Raw genomic sequence first — 14,324 nt, forward strand, 5'->3', positions numbered from 1 at the left:
TATAATAATCTAAGGGAGGTGTCGGCAATGGAGCTTGGGAAAAATCTGTTGTTTGGCTTAATGGGCGGCATGGGCCTTCTGTTGTATGGTATGTACATCATGAGTGAAGGCCTGCAAAAAATTGCCGGGCACCGGCTTAGGAGTCTCCTTAGCACCCTTACCCATAACCGCTGCACAGCGTTGCTTGTGGGCGCGGTAGTAACCATGCTTTTTCAAAGCAGCACCGCAACAACGGTAATTTTAGTCGGTCTAACCAGTGCCTCGATTATGTCCTTAAAAGAAACCCTGGGAGTAATTCTAGGCGCAGATATCGGTACCACGGTTACTGCTCAGTTAATCGCCCTTAAGGTTACTGAAATTGCGTTGCCCATTATGACTATCGGCGCTTTAATAACGTTTTTTTGCCGGCAAGACCAATACAAACGGGTGGGACAAGTGCTGCTGGGTTTCGGGTTATTATTTTTTGGCCTAAAACTTATGGCCGCTACTATGCAGCCATTGAAAGACGAACCTTTTTTCCGTCATATGCTGGTGAGCGCCGGTGATTACCCGCTGCTGGCCATTTTTGCCGCCGCTTTATTCACTTTTTTAGTGCAAAGCAGCGCCGCATCAGTAGGTATTATCATGGTTATGGCTATGCAAAATTTAGTGCCGCTGCACTCTGCGATTTATTTGCTGTTTGGGGCAAATATAGGCACCTCATTTACAGCGCTCTTGACAAGCTTGGGTTCTTCCCGTGAAGCCCGGCGAGTGGCTGCTGCTCATCTGCTGTTTAAAACATCCGGTGTGTTGTTGCTGTTGCCATTTGTCGGCCTTTATGCCTTGCTAATGACCAAAATCACGGCAGCGCCGGTCTACCAGGTGGCAAACGCCCATACTTTTTTTAATATCGCTATCGCCATTTTGTTTTTACCGTTTATTAATCAATTTGCCAGGCTGCTGCAAATAATTATCCCGGATCGTAAAGGGCCCCATGAAAGACAGTTAAAAACCAAATACCTCGATGAGAAATTAATTAATACCCCGTCCATAGCTCTGGGGCTGGCTTCCAAAGAAAGAGACAATGCCGCAGATCAGGTTTACTTTATGATCCAATCAATTATAAAGGTATTTGAAAAAAACGATACTAAGTTGTTGGGAAAAATTAATAGGAAAGAAGACTATCTAGATCTGCTCTGCCAATCCATGACCAATTACTTAACCAGTGTGATGCGCCAACCGCTATCACGCAAAGAATTTAACCGGTGTATGAGCAATATGCATATTGTAGCTGATTTAGAGCACATTGGAGATATTATTGAGAAGGATATTACTTATATTGCCAATTCCAAGATAAGCCGGCAGTATCAATTCTCTGCGGAGGGATGGGAAGAGATCAAGGATATGCACCGCCGGCTGGTTGATTTAATGCGCATGGCTAATGTGGCCCTGGTTGCCAATGATATTGAGCTGGCCAATGAGGCCATTAAAGGATGCTCAGAGTTAGCCCTCATGGAGAGACAACTGCGCACGCAGCACTTTAAACGGCTAAAACAAGGTACCGAGAAGTCCGTTTCCACCAGTGCATTGCATTTGGATTTAATTAATTCTCTTTTACGCATAAGTGAACACATAAGCAATATCTGCTATGAAATTGCTACTGGGGGGGGCGGCAGCGACACTAACTTCAGCCATTATGTGAATGAAATAGTAGTGCCCGGATAATTTTCCGATATTCATTGTGGTAACAAAGGAAAATATGCAGGAGAGATATATTGTTGAATCTTAAAGAAAGAGCTAACAAATTAAAAATAGATATCCCTGCTGTTTTCATAGCATTAAGGAAAAAAGAGACACCGATGATAGCGAAAATTTTTGCCGGAATAACAATTATATACGCTTTATCTCCGATTGACCTTATTCCAGATTTTATACCCGTTTTAGGTTATTTAGATGACGTGATTATACTGCCAGGTCTTATTGCTCTAACAGTACGATTGATTCCGGCAGATATTTTTGCGGAATGTCGTATTCATGCTGAAGGACTATGGGCGGATTACAAACCAAAGAGATGGTATTTGGCCTTGCCAATTGTAGCAATATGGTTGCTTGTGATTTATCTAATTATAAAGACAATATGGTTTCGTTAATAATCTGCTTCTTATGCTCAAAAAAACGCAGGGTATCACCGGAGAGATTAGGAGACAGCACTTACAGGGGAGTGTGAAATCTTACTTGTACTGCGGCCGGGAAGGTTGCTAATCCAAGTGGCTGAAGGCCTCACCAGAGTAATGTTTAACCATAGTCTATAAAAAAAAAGGGCTTCCAAGTTTGTGGTATCACACAGGTCTAATGTGTGTGGCCACAATACTTGGAAACCCCTTTGGAAGCCGTTATCTTCTTATATTAAATATTAATAAAATTAAACATCGCGTATTACTTGCTTTTGGAATTGCTCTATATATTATAGGTCATAGTAATGTGCAAACTCTGCCGGATGAGGAATCCTATTAATTGCTTCAGCTTCTGCTCGCTTAATTCTAATCCACCTATCCAGCAACTCTTTAGGGAAGACTCCTCCGCGGGTTAAGTACTCATTGTCTGCTTCTAAAGCATCAAGAGCTTCATCTAGTGATTTAGGCAAGGAAGTCAGCTTCTTCTGTTCTTCCTCAGAAAGATGATAGAGATTAAAGTCATATGGACCCCATCCATTCTCATGTGGGTCTATCTTATTTAATATGCCGTCGATACCGGCCATCAGTATGGCAGCATATGCATAATAAGGATTGCAAGTTGCATCTGGATTTCTAAGTTCAAAACGTTTTGCTTCAGGAGATTTGGCATAAGCCGGTATACGAATTACAGCACTTCTGTTGGAAGTAGCATAACCGATTGTTACAGGGGCCTCGTAACCGGGCACAAGTCGCTTGAATGAATTTGTTGAAGGATTGGTCAAAGCACAAAGGGAACTGGCATGTTTTAAAAGGCCGCCCATAAACCAGTGTGCTTCTTGACTAAGTCCGGAATATCCATTTTCATCATAAAAAACGGGTTTGCCTTCCTTCATTAGCAGCATATGTACATGCATGCCGTTTCCGGCTTCATTAAAAATCGGTTTGGGTAAAAAAGTTGCTGTCTTATTTTCTGCAACTGCAGCATTTTTAACAACATACTTGATCACCATTGTTTTGTCAGCCATTTCAGTCATATTCCCAAGTTCAACCTCTATTTCTAGCTGACCGGGGCCGCCTACCTCATGATGATGATATTTAACCTTAACGCCCCAATCCTCTAGCAGAAGGCACATTTTGCTGCGCAAGTCAAAGGTTATATCATGTGGTGGAGTGATATGATAACCACTTTTTAGTGGTATATGATAGCCTGAATTGTTATAGTCGTTAACTCCGCTGTTCCACTCCGCCTGTGATGTGTCCAGCGTGAAAGCAACAGCATTTGGACTGCATTCATAGCTTACATGCTCCAGGACATAAAACTCAAACTCAGGGCTTATAATCATGGAATCAGCGATTTTTGTTTCGCGCATATATTCCTCTGCTCGCAGAGCTACGTTTCGTGGATATTGATCAAAAGGCTTGTTCCCATCTGGATCAATAACAAGTACATTTCCAATCATGGTAAGAGTGGGGGTTTGCACAAACGGATCGATTTGAGCACTGGAGAGATCAGGAATAAATACCATATCACTTTTCTCAACTTTAGCGTAGCCGTAGTTTGAGCCATCAAAACCAATACCGTATTTCATAACATCTTCATTAAGTCTATCAACTGGTATAGTTACATGACGCCAACGACCACTAATATCAATCATTTTGAAGTCTATCATCTTAATAGCGTTTTTTTTGCAGAAATCTTGCACTTCATTTAATTTTGACAGCATAAGAGCCTCCCATCAATTGCATTAGTTTACAAACTTATTATAAAATAATAAATTAAATTTGGGTAGGGCATTTTTTATTTAAAGCTTTTAACAGGCTACGGGGGCGCCACCCTATAACATTGCGGGCGTAATTATGATCGCCGGACTACCACATTCTTGCGAGTTTTTGACAATATCCAAGTTTTGTGATATTATCTTTCTGCTTTCTACACTAATACTGAAGGGAGCAGTAGGGGATTTGAAAGTGACAAGACCGCAACAAAAAATAGAGACCTCAGATAAGAAAAGATGGCTGCTTGAACAAGCCAGCATGCTCTTCTGGCAGCATGGTTATCATGCCACAAGTATGAAAACTATTGCTAAAGCATGTAACTGCAAACCCGCCAATCTTTATAATTATTTTAAGAATAAAGAGGAAATATTATATGAAGTAATCAGAGGTTTTACCGAACTAGGTGTTTCTTCCATTGCATATCTGGAGAAAGATGAAGAAACAAATCCGGTTGAACAATTACGGGCACTAATCAAGAGCCATTTCAGCTTTCTGGCCGGTATGAAGCAGTCAAGCATAATGTTATCCGACACAGGAATAAAAGACTTATCCGATGAACACAAAAAAGAAGTTATCAAGCTGCGTGATTCGTATGACCGTATTCTCCGCAAAATCATCAAGAGAGGTATTGACGAAGGCTACTTTGCCCCTATAGATATCCAGGTTGTCGGTAATTTAATTGCCTCTGTAGTTATTCGGAGCAGCTTCTGGTTCTCGAACAAAGGAAGGTATACTGTAGATGAGGTCGGCGAGATGATGTTTAGCTTTATCTATAATGGTATTGGGCGGAATAACAATATTAATCCGCCAATAATGCCTAAACAAGAATCAAACTAAACTGTTGTATTGCTGGACTGACCATCTAATTAGTTAGAGTTTTCATAATCGATGACCTTAAGATTTTTCAATTGCCCTAGAATAACCGGTTAATCTCTTATTGCAATTGTGTAGGTATATGTTAATATGATTTTGGTTAATGAACGTTAATTAACTGAAATGCCAAATATCCGGACCGATACATCTTTCAGTACATAATGAAAGTTAAGCAGCACGAATATCGGCAATATTTATGATGCATACCTTGGTAGCAACAGCAGACTACTGCATTGGCTTTGAAGAACTGAAGGAGCACGTTCAGCAGCATACACCGGAATGGGCGGCGGAAATCACCTGGTTGTCCGCATCCGACATTAAATCAGTATCCCGTATTTATGCCCAATCCAAGCCTGCCTGTATCGTGCAGGGGATCAATACGCTGGATCAACATGGCAATGGCTTCCAGCTGTCCAGGCTGCTGAACATCCTGCAGACTGTTACCGGCAATATTGACAAGCCTGGTACCTGGGTAACCATTCCTTATCTGCGCATGACCGACCTGCGTTTACCGATGGATGAAGAACCCATTGGTGCAGATCAATACCCGTTATTCTATTCTTTCTGGGGCAGGAAATCTCCTTACGGCATTGCCACTTTGTTCCCGCAGGCAGCCCTGGAAAGCAAACCTTATCCGGTCCGGGGCGCCATCGTAACTGCAGCCAACCCGGTGGTTTCCTTCCCGGAAGCGAACAAGTTTATCGAAGCCTTTAAATCCATGGATTTTATGATGACCATCGATCTTTTTATGACCGACACTGGTGAACTGGGTAATTTATTCCTGCCTGCACCTCTATGGAGAAGCATTCTCTGTCCTACGTTTATGGCGTAGTGCACGGCGAACCCTTTGCCTCGTATTCTAGGCCGGTTATTGAACCGTTAGGGGAAGTCTAAGCCTGACTGGTGGATTTGGACCCAATTGGCCCATCGTCTGGGCTTTGGTGACTTATTCCACTGGAAGACGGACGAAGAAGTGATAGATATGATGGTGGAACCAAGCGGTATTAAGGACCAGTTAAAAGAAGCCGAAATTGGCATGTATTTCGCTGAACAGGATTACTACGCTTATTGCATCCATCAACTGCCGGTCGTTACGGAGTCAAGGACGGGTAGCGCATTCGCCTTTCCACTCGCAATGGCAGTATTATGATGCGGGTTAAAGAGGAACCCGAGGTTAATGCCCGGCGTAGTTTCGGTACCGCATGGTTGGTCCGGTGCTAATGTCAATATGTTGACTGATATGGTAACCAGAGATCCCGTTACCGGTTATCCCGATTTCAAATCCCTGCTGTGTAAGGTTGAAGCGGTATAGAATTACAGCGCTAAGTCACGCAGAGCATAAAACGGAGCTATTTGTCCGCATTGCCAAGGAAAGAGTATGCATTTTCAAATCACAGCTGACAAAGATAGCATCTTAAGCACTTCCCAGCGGAAAGAATGTTTAAGTTTCTTTAAATTCCGGAAAGCCAATTGGACTTTCCGGAATTTTCTCGAGCATCTTTCTTATTTAGTATAATAAAATGATAATAATATAGTAATTACGGTAAAAGCTGCGTAAGCGAATGTGATGGAATATATAGAAGCGCTGAATGAAATGGATAGCGGTAACCCGGCTGCAGCATACGGGACGGTGGGCCTTACGAAAACAATATGAACCTCCTCAGTAGCAAAGCAGACTGCCTGAAGAATATTCTAGCGAGGCCTAATATCTACCAGAGTAACGATTTTAGCTTGTCTATTTATTTCTTTTTAAAATCTTCCTAGCCGGTTGTGGGTGTGGTATAAATACCATAGATCTTTTTCCTTCATGTTGTTGCTGATCGAAGTAGGTGGTCAATTTATAATAACCCCAAGTGGCTGTTGGAAACCATATTAAAAAAGGTATTATTGAGTCTATTATTCCATGAGCCAGGTATAAAACACCTAGTTTCGTAATCATCTGGCAAAAAGCTATGCTGGAAAGAATCGCTACAATTATGTATATATATACATACGTTTTAATTCGAGGCAAGAAGTAGAAATACATAATAAAGAATATTGACCAGGCGACAGGGGCTGCAAAATGTATTCCCCCGAGACCAAATGGTCCGTAGTTTTTATATCCGAATTCATTAAAAAAATTTGTAGTCGTAACAAGCACTATATCGAACAATGCCCCAAAAATTATCCCATAAATTGACAAACGGTGTATTTTATTTTTAGGCACCGTAGCTACTAAAATCAATGCAAGTATTGCTGTGTATAGAAAAGGAATAAACATAATTGGCATTTTCTTTGCCCCTGTTTTATTGATTTATATTATTTATACCCTTGGAATATTAATATATACGATTTTCCAACGCTAATACTTTACTGCAGTGCTATGAATTTTAGTGCGCATGCCTCTGGCTTGGATAATGAATCAAATACAGGTTGACAGAAGTAATGGCCGGTGCTAAAATCAACTTATTATTATCAGTTATAAACCGATGAGCAAGAGAAGTAGGAATGATTGGCTGTACTTAGAGAGCCGCTGGCTGGTGGGAATGCGGTTACAGAGATGATTCTGAATGGACTTGCGAGGGTGACTCGAAACCGGTAGGGAGTAGACGTCGACGGGAACCCTGTCCGTTATCAGTGGGGTGCATATGATGGTATGCAAAATAAGTGGGCGATTTTTATCGTCAATTTGGGTGGTACCGCAGAAGCTTAAGCTTTTGTCCCTTAGTGCAGGGACAAAAGCTTTTTTATTTTTATCGCGCCAATAGCATCAGTAACCGGAAAGGAAGTGGCAGAAATGTCCAACGGGCACTTTGGCATTCACGGGGGACAGTATATCCCCGAAACGCTAATGAACGCAGTGCTTGAGCTGGAGGATGCTTATTATCATTATAAGAACGACCCTGGTTTTCAAGAAGAGCTGACAGAACTGCTGAATAATTACGCCGGGCGCCCCTCTTTGCTTTACTTTGCCGAAAAGATGACCGGAGATTTAAAGGGCGCAAAAATTTATCTCAAACGGGAGGATCTCAATCATACCGGCTCGCATAAAATCAACAATGTGCTTGGTCAGGTGCTGCTGGCTAAGCGCATGGGCAAGACCCGCGTAATTGCGGAGACAGGCGCGGGACAGCACGGGGTGGCCACAGCCACAGCCGCTGCTCTCATGGGGCTGGACTGCGAAATATTTATGGGCAAGGAGGACACTGAACGGCAAAGGCTCAATGTATATCGGATGGAGCTTTTGGGTGCGCAGGTACATGCGGTGACTAGCGGAACCCGGACGCTTAAAGATGCAGTCAACGAAACCATGCGTGAATGGACAAATCGTGTGGCGGATACACACTATGTTTTGGGTTCGGTGATGGGACCACATCCATTTCCCACCATAGTGCGCGATTTCCAAAGCGTGATTGGTCGGGAAGTCAAGCAACAGGTGCTGCAAAAAGAAGGCCGGCTGCCGGATGCTTTGCTGGCCTGCGTGGGCGGTGGCAGCAATGCGATGGGAATTTTTTATGATTTTATCGAAGAGCCGGGGGTTCGCTTAATAGGCTGTGAAGCCGCCGGGCGCGGCGTTGATACCGCCGAGACGGCGGCCACTATGGCCACCGGTACGACGGGCATCTTTCACGGCATGAAGTCCTATTTCTGCCAGGACCAGTACGGTCAAATCGCACCGGTGTATTCTATTTCAGCGGGACTTGATTATCCGGGGATAGGCCCCGAGCACGCTCATCTTTACGATACGGGCCGGGCGGAATATGTGCCGGTTACTGACAACGAGGCGGTAGAGGCCTTTGAATACCTCTCGCGTACGGAAGGAATTATTCCGGCTGTTGAAAGCGCCCACGCGGTGGCTTATGCCAGGAAGCTTGCTCCTACGATGGGTAAAGACCAAATCCTGGTAGTTAACCTTTCCGGCCGGGGCGATAAGGATGTGGCGGCAATAGCGCGTTACAGGGGGGAACAAATCGATGAATAAATTACCACAGGTATTTACCAACGGCAAGGCGTTTATTCCCTTTATCACTGCAGGCGACCCGGAGCTTGAGGTAACGGAACAACTGGTATATCGGATGGCGGAGGCCGGCGCGGATTTAATTGAGCTGGGGATCCCTTTTTCTGACCCAATAGCCGAAGGGCCGGTGATCCAAGAGGCAGATAACCGTGCTTTGGCTGCCGGCACGACGACGGATAAAATATTTGCCATGGTAGCGCGCATCCGGCAGTGCTGCCAGGTGCCCATTGCTTTTATGACCTATGTAAATCCCATTTTTACTTATGGCACCGAGCGGTTCATGAAAAACTGTCGGGATGTTGGCGTGGACGCGGTGATAGTACCGGATGTGCCCTTTGAAGAAAAACAGGAACTATTGCCGTTTTGCTCAACATACGAAGTTGACTTGATCTCCATGATTGCCCCTACTTCAAACCGGCGCATACGCAAGATCGCCGCTGAGGCGCAAGGCTTTATTTATTGCGTATCGTCGCTGGGGGTCACCGGAGTGCGCCGAGAACTCAGCAACGAGGTGGAGCAGATGATAAAGTTAGTTAAAGAGGTTAAAGATATCCCCTGCGCCGTTGGGTTCGGTATTTCGACATCGGAACAAGCCAGGCAAATGGCCCGGCTGGCTGACGGCGTGATTGTGGGAAGCGCCATCGTAAAAATTATCGGCCAATACGGCGCGGACTGTGTGCCTTATGTTGTGGAATATGTGCGCAGCATGAAAAAGGCGATTGAATAACATAAGATTGAATATCAATAGTTAAACCGATGAGCAAGAAAAGTAGGTAGGGGAAGGTAGCCCAGAGAGCCGCTGTTGCTGGGAAAGCGGTGTACCGGAACATACTGAATGGACTTGCGAGGGCGGCTCGAAACCGGTGGGGAGTAGACGTCGACGGGAACCCTGTCCGTTATCAGTGAGGTGCATATGATTAGTATGCAAAATGAGCGGGCGAATTTATCGTCAATTTGGGTGGTACCGCAGAAGTTTAAGCTTTTGTCCCTGTTCAGGGATAAAAGCTTTTTTATTTCTATAAAAGCTGGCCACAGGTGAAAGAGGTTGAGTAGATGATTAGACCTGATAGTGATAACATCCCGGCACTGGCGAAGGATTACAGCAGTATACCAATCTGCCGGGAAATCTATGCCGATGTGATTACGCCCATTACACTTCTAAGAAAGTTTTCCGGCATCAGCCGGCGTTATTTCCTGCTGGAGAGTATCGAGGGCGGGGAAAAGTGGGGCCGTTATTCTTTCCTGGGTTTTGACCCGGTGCTGCGGGTGTACGGTAAAGAACATAAAGTTACCATCGAACAGAACGGTAAGGTTTGCCGGCTTCAAACTAGCCGGCCCTACGATGTGTTGCGGAAAATTCAGCAGGATTACAAAGCTCCCCGCCTGCCTGATATGCCGCCCTTTACCGGGGGATTTGTCGGCTACTGGGGTTATGCCATGATTGGTTACGCAGAGCCGAAATTAGCCATTAAGCGAGGCGAATTTAATGATTTTGATGTAATGCTCTTTGACAAAGTCATTGCCTATGACCATCTCAAGCAGAAAATATGCATTGTGGTGAATATGAAAACCGACCGGGTGCTGGAAAACTACGGCAAGGCCACCGCGGAGCTGGAAGCCCTTACCGGCCTGATCAGGGATACCCGGAGGCTGCCCCGGCTAAAGAGTGAGCAAAATGTAAGCTTTACCTGCAATGTGAGCAAGGAAGAATACTGCCGAATGGTCGATCGGACCAAGGAATATATCCGGGAGGGAGACATCTTTCAGGCCGTAATCTCTAGGCAGTTCGTTGCTCCTTACCAGGGCAGCTTGCTTAATGCCTACCGGGTGTTGAGAACCACCAATCCATCACCTTACATGGTCTATATGAATCTGGATGGGGATGAGATTATCAGCACCTCTCCGGAAACACTGGTACGTTTACAAAACGGGCGGTTGACTACTTTCCCGGTGGCCGGGTCCCGGCCGCGAGGCAAGACCGACGCGGAGGACCAGCGTTTGGAGGCCGAGCTGCTGGCTGATGAAAAGGAACTGGCCGAGCACAACATGCTGGTTGATCTCGGCAGGAACGACCTGGGTAAAATTTCTCAGTACTCCTCGGTTGAAGTCACCAGTTATAAGTCTATCCATCGCTATTCCACTATCATGCATATTTGTTCCCAGGTGGAAAGTAACATCCTGCCAGGTTGTGACGGGTTCAGCGCCCTTGAGGCGGTGCTGCCGGCCGGCACCCTGTCCGGTGCGCCAAAAATCAGGGCCTGTGAAATTATCGATGAGCTGGAAGATCAGCCGCGGGGGATATATGGGGGCGCACTGGGTTATCTCGACTTTACCGGGGATATGGATACCTGCATTGCCATTCGTATGGCGGTAAAGAAGGATAGTCAAGTGTATGTGCAGGCGGGCGGCGGTATTGTTGCCGATAGTATCCCGGAAAACGAGTATGAGGAATCCGGCAATAAAGCCCGGGCGGTAATTAACGCGATATGTCGCGCTGCGGAGGTCGATGATTGATGATTTTACTGATCGATAATTACGACAGCTTTGCCTATAACCTGGTGCAGCTGGCCGGCAGCATCAACCCGGATATTCAAGTAGTGCGCAATGATGAACTGACCGTGCCGGAGATTGAAGCGCTGCAGCCTTCGCATATTATTCTATCGCCCGGTCCCGGTTACCCTCATGATGCAGGCATTTGCGAGGATGTGGTTTACCGCCTGGCGGGAAAAGTGCCCATCCTGGGGGTGTGCCTGGGGCACCAGGCGATTTGTGAAGTGTATGGGGCTGAAATAACTCATGCCAAGCGGCTGATGCATGGCAAGCAGTGTACCGTTACCCTTGATAATGAATGCCCCCTCTTCCAGGGGTTGCCCGGTCGTATTGAGGCCGCGCGCTATCATTCGCTGGCAGCACGAAACGATACGCTGCCTGCCCAATTGCAGGTCATCGCTATAGATGAGCTGGGCGAAGTGATGGCCGTCCGGCACAATAAGTACCAGGTTTACGGCGTGCAGTTTCACCCAGAATCCATCATGACCCCCCAGGGGCAGGTAGTGATAAAAAATTTCTTAAATTTTTAGGAGGAGATAAAATTGATTAAAAATGCTATTCAAACAGTAATCAGCGGCCAGGATTTGGACTTTGCCACTGCTAAAGAAGTAATGACCGCCATGATGGACGGAACGGCTACCCAGGCGCAAATGGGTGCTTTATTGACCGGACTCCGCATCAAAGGCGAAACTGTGGAGGAAATCACTGCCTGCGCAACGGTAATGCGGGAAAAAGGCTTGAAGCTTAACCCTGTACGCAATGTAATTGATATCGTTGGCACCGGCGGTGATGGGACGAACACCTTTAACATCTCCACCACCTCTGCCTTTGTGATTGCGGCCGGTGGTGTTCCGGTTGCCAAACACGGGAATCGCGGGGTATCCAGCAAAAGTGGGGCGGCAGATGTCCTGGAATGCCTGGGGATTAACCTCAACCTGTCGCCTGGACAAAGCGAAGCAGTATTAGCCAGGAGCAATATTTGTTTCATGTTCGCCCAGCTTTATCATGCCTCCATGAAATATGCCGCTCCGGTGCGCAAGGAAATGGGCGTGCGGACCATTTTCAATATATTGGGACCCCTGGCCAATCCGGCGGGAGCCACAATGCAGCTAATGGGCGTATATGATCGTAAGCTGGTTGAACCGCTGGCCCAAGTGCTGGCCAATCTGGGCGTGGTAAGGGGCGTGGTGGTCAGTGGCGGCGAGGAAGGCATGGATGAAGTAACCCTGACCGGAGAAACCTGCGTTTGTGAAATTAGATATGGGCAGCTGACCTCTTATGTGATCACTCCTGAGCAATTTGGCTTCAGCCGCTGTACCCTTGAGGATTTGGCTGGCGGCAGCCCCGAGGAAAATGCCAGGACCACCCTGGATATTTTAAGTGGCCGGGAGAGAGGGTCCAGGCGTGACGTGGTAGTGCTGAACTCGGCCATAGCCCTTTATTTAGGCATTGATGATTGCACCGTAGCAGATTGTATTGAAAAAGCTCAAGATATTATCGATAGCGGCAAGGCTTTGGCCAAACTGGAGCAATTTCGCCGGCTGACCAACGAGGTCGCCCAATGATTCTCGATAAAATTGCGGCAGCCACCAGGCACAGGATTGAGCGTAAAAAAGCGGAAGTGCCGCTGGAAAAAGTTAAACACATGGCTCTGAGCATGGGGTCCGGTACCGGTTTTCCCTTTTCTGCGGCCTTAAACAAACCGGAGATTAGTTTCATTTGTGAGGTAAAAAAAGCTTCGCCGTCTAAAGGAGAGCTTGTGGCTGATTTTCCCTATCTACAGATTGCCGGGGAATACGAACAGGCCGGAGCAGATGCCATATCGGTACTGACGGAACCCGAATACTTCCAGGGCAGTGACGATTATCTAGTGCAAATAAAAGAGGCGGTTGCGCTGCCGGTGTTGCGCAAGGACTTCGTAGTTGATGCTTATCAGCTATATGAAGCAAAAACCCTGGGTGCGTCGGCTGTTTTGCTAATTTGCGCTCTGCTGGATACCCGGATCATCTGCGATTATCTGGCTATTTGCGCTGAACTGGGCTTGTCGGCACTGGTCGAAGCCCACGACGAGAGGGAAGTTGATGCAGCTCTGACAGCCGGGGCTGGGATTATCGGGGTGAACAATCGCAACCTTAAGGATTTTACAGTTGATATTAGCAACAGCATCAGGCTGCGCCAGTTAGTACCGGAAAATATTCTCTTTGTTGCGGAAAGCGGTATACAAACTGCCTCTGATATCGCCATGCTGCGGCGGGCCAAAGTCAACGGTGTCCTGATTGGTGAAACACTGATGCGCTGTCACAATAAGCGAGCTAAGCTCGCCGAATTGCGAGGTGGGGCAAATGACCAAGATTAAAATTTGCGGTTTAACGCGCCGGGAGGATATTGAAGCAGTGAACCGCTGGCTGCCGGAATATGTGGGTTTCGTGTTTGCCCGAAGCCGCCGGCAGGTGACACCGGAGCAGGCCGCCCTTTTAAAAGCCGGCCTTGATGCCCGTGTTCAAGCAGTTGGGGTTTTTGTTAATGCACCGGTTGCCTCGATAGCGGAACTATGCTATACCGGGGTAATCGATGTGGTGCAGCTGCACGGGGATGAAAGCGAAGCATATATCAAGGAACTCAAGGAGCAAATTAATTGCCCGGTTATCAAGGCCGTGCGTGTGCGGAATGCGGAACAGGTGTTGCAGGCCGAGCAGTTATCCTGCGATATGCTGCTGCTTGATACTTATCAAAAAGACGAATACGGGGGCAGCGGCAAAACTTTTGACTATGCGCTGGTTCCTGATTTACAGAAGCGCTTTTGGTTGGCCGGCGGGCTGGAAAATAGCAACCTTGCCCGGGCCATTGAGCAGTGCCGGCCGTATGGCGTTGATCTCAGCAGCGGTGTGGAAACAGATGGCTTAAAGGATGAGGATAAGATCAGGCAGGTTATTAAAACAGTGAGAAGCTTAACAGGATAAACGAGGAGGCAGTAA

Annotated in this window: 14 protein-coding genes, 1 pseudogene and 2 other annotated features; of the genes and pseudogenes, 13 read left to right on the plus strand and 2 right to left on the minus strand. The window is 46.5% G+C overall.

Going from position 1 to position 14,324, the window contains the following annotated elements:
- Nucleotides 1-27: 27 nt before the first annotated feature.
- Both SPSYN_RS10490 and SPSYN_RS10495 read left to right on the plus strand, forming a co-directional pair.
- Nucleotides 28-1,704 carry a Na/Pi cotransporter family protein gene (locus tag SPSYN_RS10490; RefSeq protein WP_161822450.1) on the plus strand — a complete coding sequence of 559 codons (1,677 nt, stop codon included), beginning with the start codon at nt 28-30 and terminating at the stop codon, nt 1,702-1,704.
- 53 nt (nt 1,705-1,757) lie between these two features.
- Nucleotides 1,758-2,129 (plus strand): YkvA family protein, encoded by a 372-nt coding sequence (locus SPSYN_RS10495; RefSeq protein ID WP_202623811.1) that lies wholly within the window; start codon nt 1,758-1,760, stop codon nt 2,127-2,129.
- 314 nt (nt 2,130-2,443) lie between these two features.
- Here the strand turns inward: SPSYN_RS10495 and glnA are convergent, their stop codons facing one another.
- The gene (gene glnA, locus SPSYN_RS10500) at nt 2,444-3,877 is read right to left on the minus strand and encodes a type I glutamate--ammonia ligase (RefSeq protein WP_161822452.1); all 1,434 of its coding nucleotides are present in this window, start codon (nt 3,875-3,877) and stop codon (nt 2,444-2,446) included.
- Nucleotides 3,878-4,121: 244 nt separating this feature from the next.
- Between glnA and SPSYN_RS10505 the strand changes: the two genes are divergently transcribed.
- The 4 genes and pseudogenes from SPSYN_RS10505 to SPSYN_RS10520 all read left to right on the plus strand — a co-directional run.
- Nucleotides 4,122-4,766 (plus strand): TetR/AcrR family transcriptional regulator, encoded by a 645-nt coding sequence (locus SPSYN_RS10505; protein WP_161822453.1) that lies wholly within the window; start codon nt 4,122-4,124, stop codon nt 4,764-4,766.
- Nucleotides 4,767-5,010: 244 nt separating this feature from the next.
- Nucleotides 5,011-5,634, plus strand: coding sequence for a molybdopterin-dependent oxidoreductase (locus SPSYN_RS10510; RefSeq protein WP_161822454.1), 624 nt, complete (start codon nt 5,011-5,013; stop codon nt 5,632-5,634).
- 87 nt (nt 5,635-5,721) lie between these two features.
- A complete protein-coding gene (locus tag SPSYN_RS10515; RefSeq protein ID WP_161822455.1) occupies nt 5,722-5,952 on the plus strand; it encodes a hypothetical protein in 231 nt (76 codons plus the stop codon).
- A gap of 21 nt (nt 5,953-5,973) precedes the next feature.
- Nucleotides 5,974-6,114 (plus strand): annotated as a pseudogene (locus tag SPSYN_RS10520) (molybdopterin dinucleotide binding domain-containing protein); the annotation flags it as partial.
- Nucleotides 6,115-6,537: 423 nt separating this feature from the next.
- On the opposite strand, the gene SPSYN_RS10525 reads toward SPSYN_RS10520, so the two are convergent.
- Nucleotides 6,538-7,071: a hypothetical protein gene (locus SPSYN_RS10525; RefSeq protein WP_202623812.1), complete on the minus strand. Its 534-nt coding sequence runs from the start codon at nt 7,069-7,071 to the stop codon at nt 6,538-6,540.
- Nucleotides 7,072-7,261: 190 nt separating this feature from the next.
- Nucleotides 7,262-7,509 (plus strand) — a binding site (T-box leader).
- 69 nt (nt 7,510-7,578) lie between these two features.
- Between SPSYN_RS10525 and trpB the strand changes: the two genes are divergently transcribed.
- The 7 genes from trpB to SPSYN_RS10560 all read left to right on the plus strand — a co-directional run bounded on the left by trpB (nt 7,579) and on the right by SPSYN_RS10560 (nt 14,309).
- Nucleotides 7,579-8,763, plus strand: a complete 1,185-nt coding sequence (gene trpB, locus SPSYN_RS10530) for a tryptophan synthase subunit beta (RefSeq protein WP_161822457.1) — start codon at nt 7,579-7,581, stop codon at nt 8,761-8,763.
- Nucleotides 8,756-9,526: a tryptophan synthase subunit alpha gene (gene trpA / locus SPSYN_RS10535; RefSeq protein ID WP_161822458.1), complete on the plus strand. Its 771-nt coding sequence runs from the start codon at nt 8,756-8,758 to the stop codon at nt 9,524-9,526. Before trpB ends, trpA begins: the two co-directional genes overlap by 8 nt.
- Before the next feature lie 20 nt (nt 9,527-9,546).
- Nucleotides 9,547-9,792, plus strand: a binding site (T-box leader).
- 60 nt (nt 9,793-9,852) lie between these two features.
- Nucleotides 9,853-11,313 (plus strand): anthranilate synthase component I family protein, encoded by a 1,461-nt coding sequence (locus SPSYN_RS10540; RefSeq protein ID WP_161822459.1) that lies wholly within the window; start codon nt 9,853-9,855, stop codon nt 11,311-11,313.
- Nucleotides 11,313-11,879 carry an anthranilate synthase component II gene (locus tag SPSYN_RS10545; RefSeq protein ID WP_161822796.1) on the plus strand — a complete coding sequence of 189 codons (567 nt, stop codon included), beginning with the start codon at nt 11,313-11,315 and terminating at the stop codon, nt 11,877-11,879. The genes SPSYN_RS10540 and SPSYN_RS10545 overlap by 1 nt, the downstream gene beginning before the upstream one ends.
- 12 nt (nt 11,880-11,891) lie before the next feature.
- A complete protein-coding gene (trpD, locus tag SPSYN_RS10550; protein ID WP_161822460.1) occupies nt 11,892-12,914 on the plus strand; it encodes an anthranilate phosphoribosyltransferase in 1,023 nt (340 codons plus the stop codon).
- Nucleotides 12,911-13,705, plus strand: coding sequence for an indole-3-glycerol phosphate synthase TrpC (gene trpC, locus SPSYN_RS10555; RefSeq protein ID WP_161822461.1), 795 nt, complete (start codon nt 12,911-12,913; stop codon nt 13,703-13,705). The genes trpD and trpC overlap by 4 nt, the downstream gene beginning before the upstream one ends.
- The gene (locus SPSYN_RS10560) at nt 13,692-14,309 is read left to right on the plus strand and encodes a phosphoribosylanthranilate isomerase (protein ID WP_161822462.1); all 618 of its coding nucleotides are present in this window, start codon (nt 13,692-13,694) and stop codon (nt 14,307-14,309) included. Before trpC ends, SPSYN_RS10560 begins: the two co-directional genes overlap by 14 nt.
- Nucleotides 14,310-14,324: the final 15 nt, after the last annotated feature.

Origin of the sequence: Sporotomaculum syntrophicum (genome assembly GCF_009932395.1) — a bacterium.
GTDB lineage: Bacteria > Bacillota > Desulfotomaculia > Desulfotomaculales > Desulfallaceae > Sporotomaculum > Sporotomaculum syntrophicum.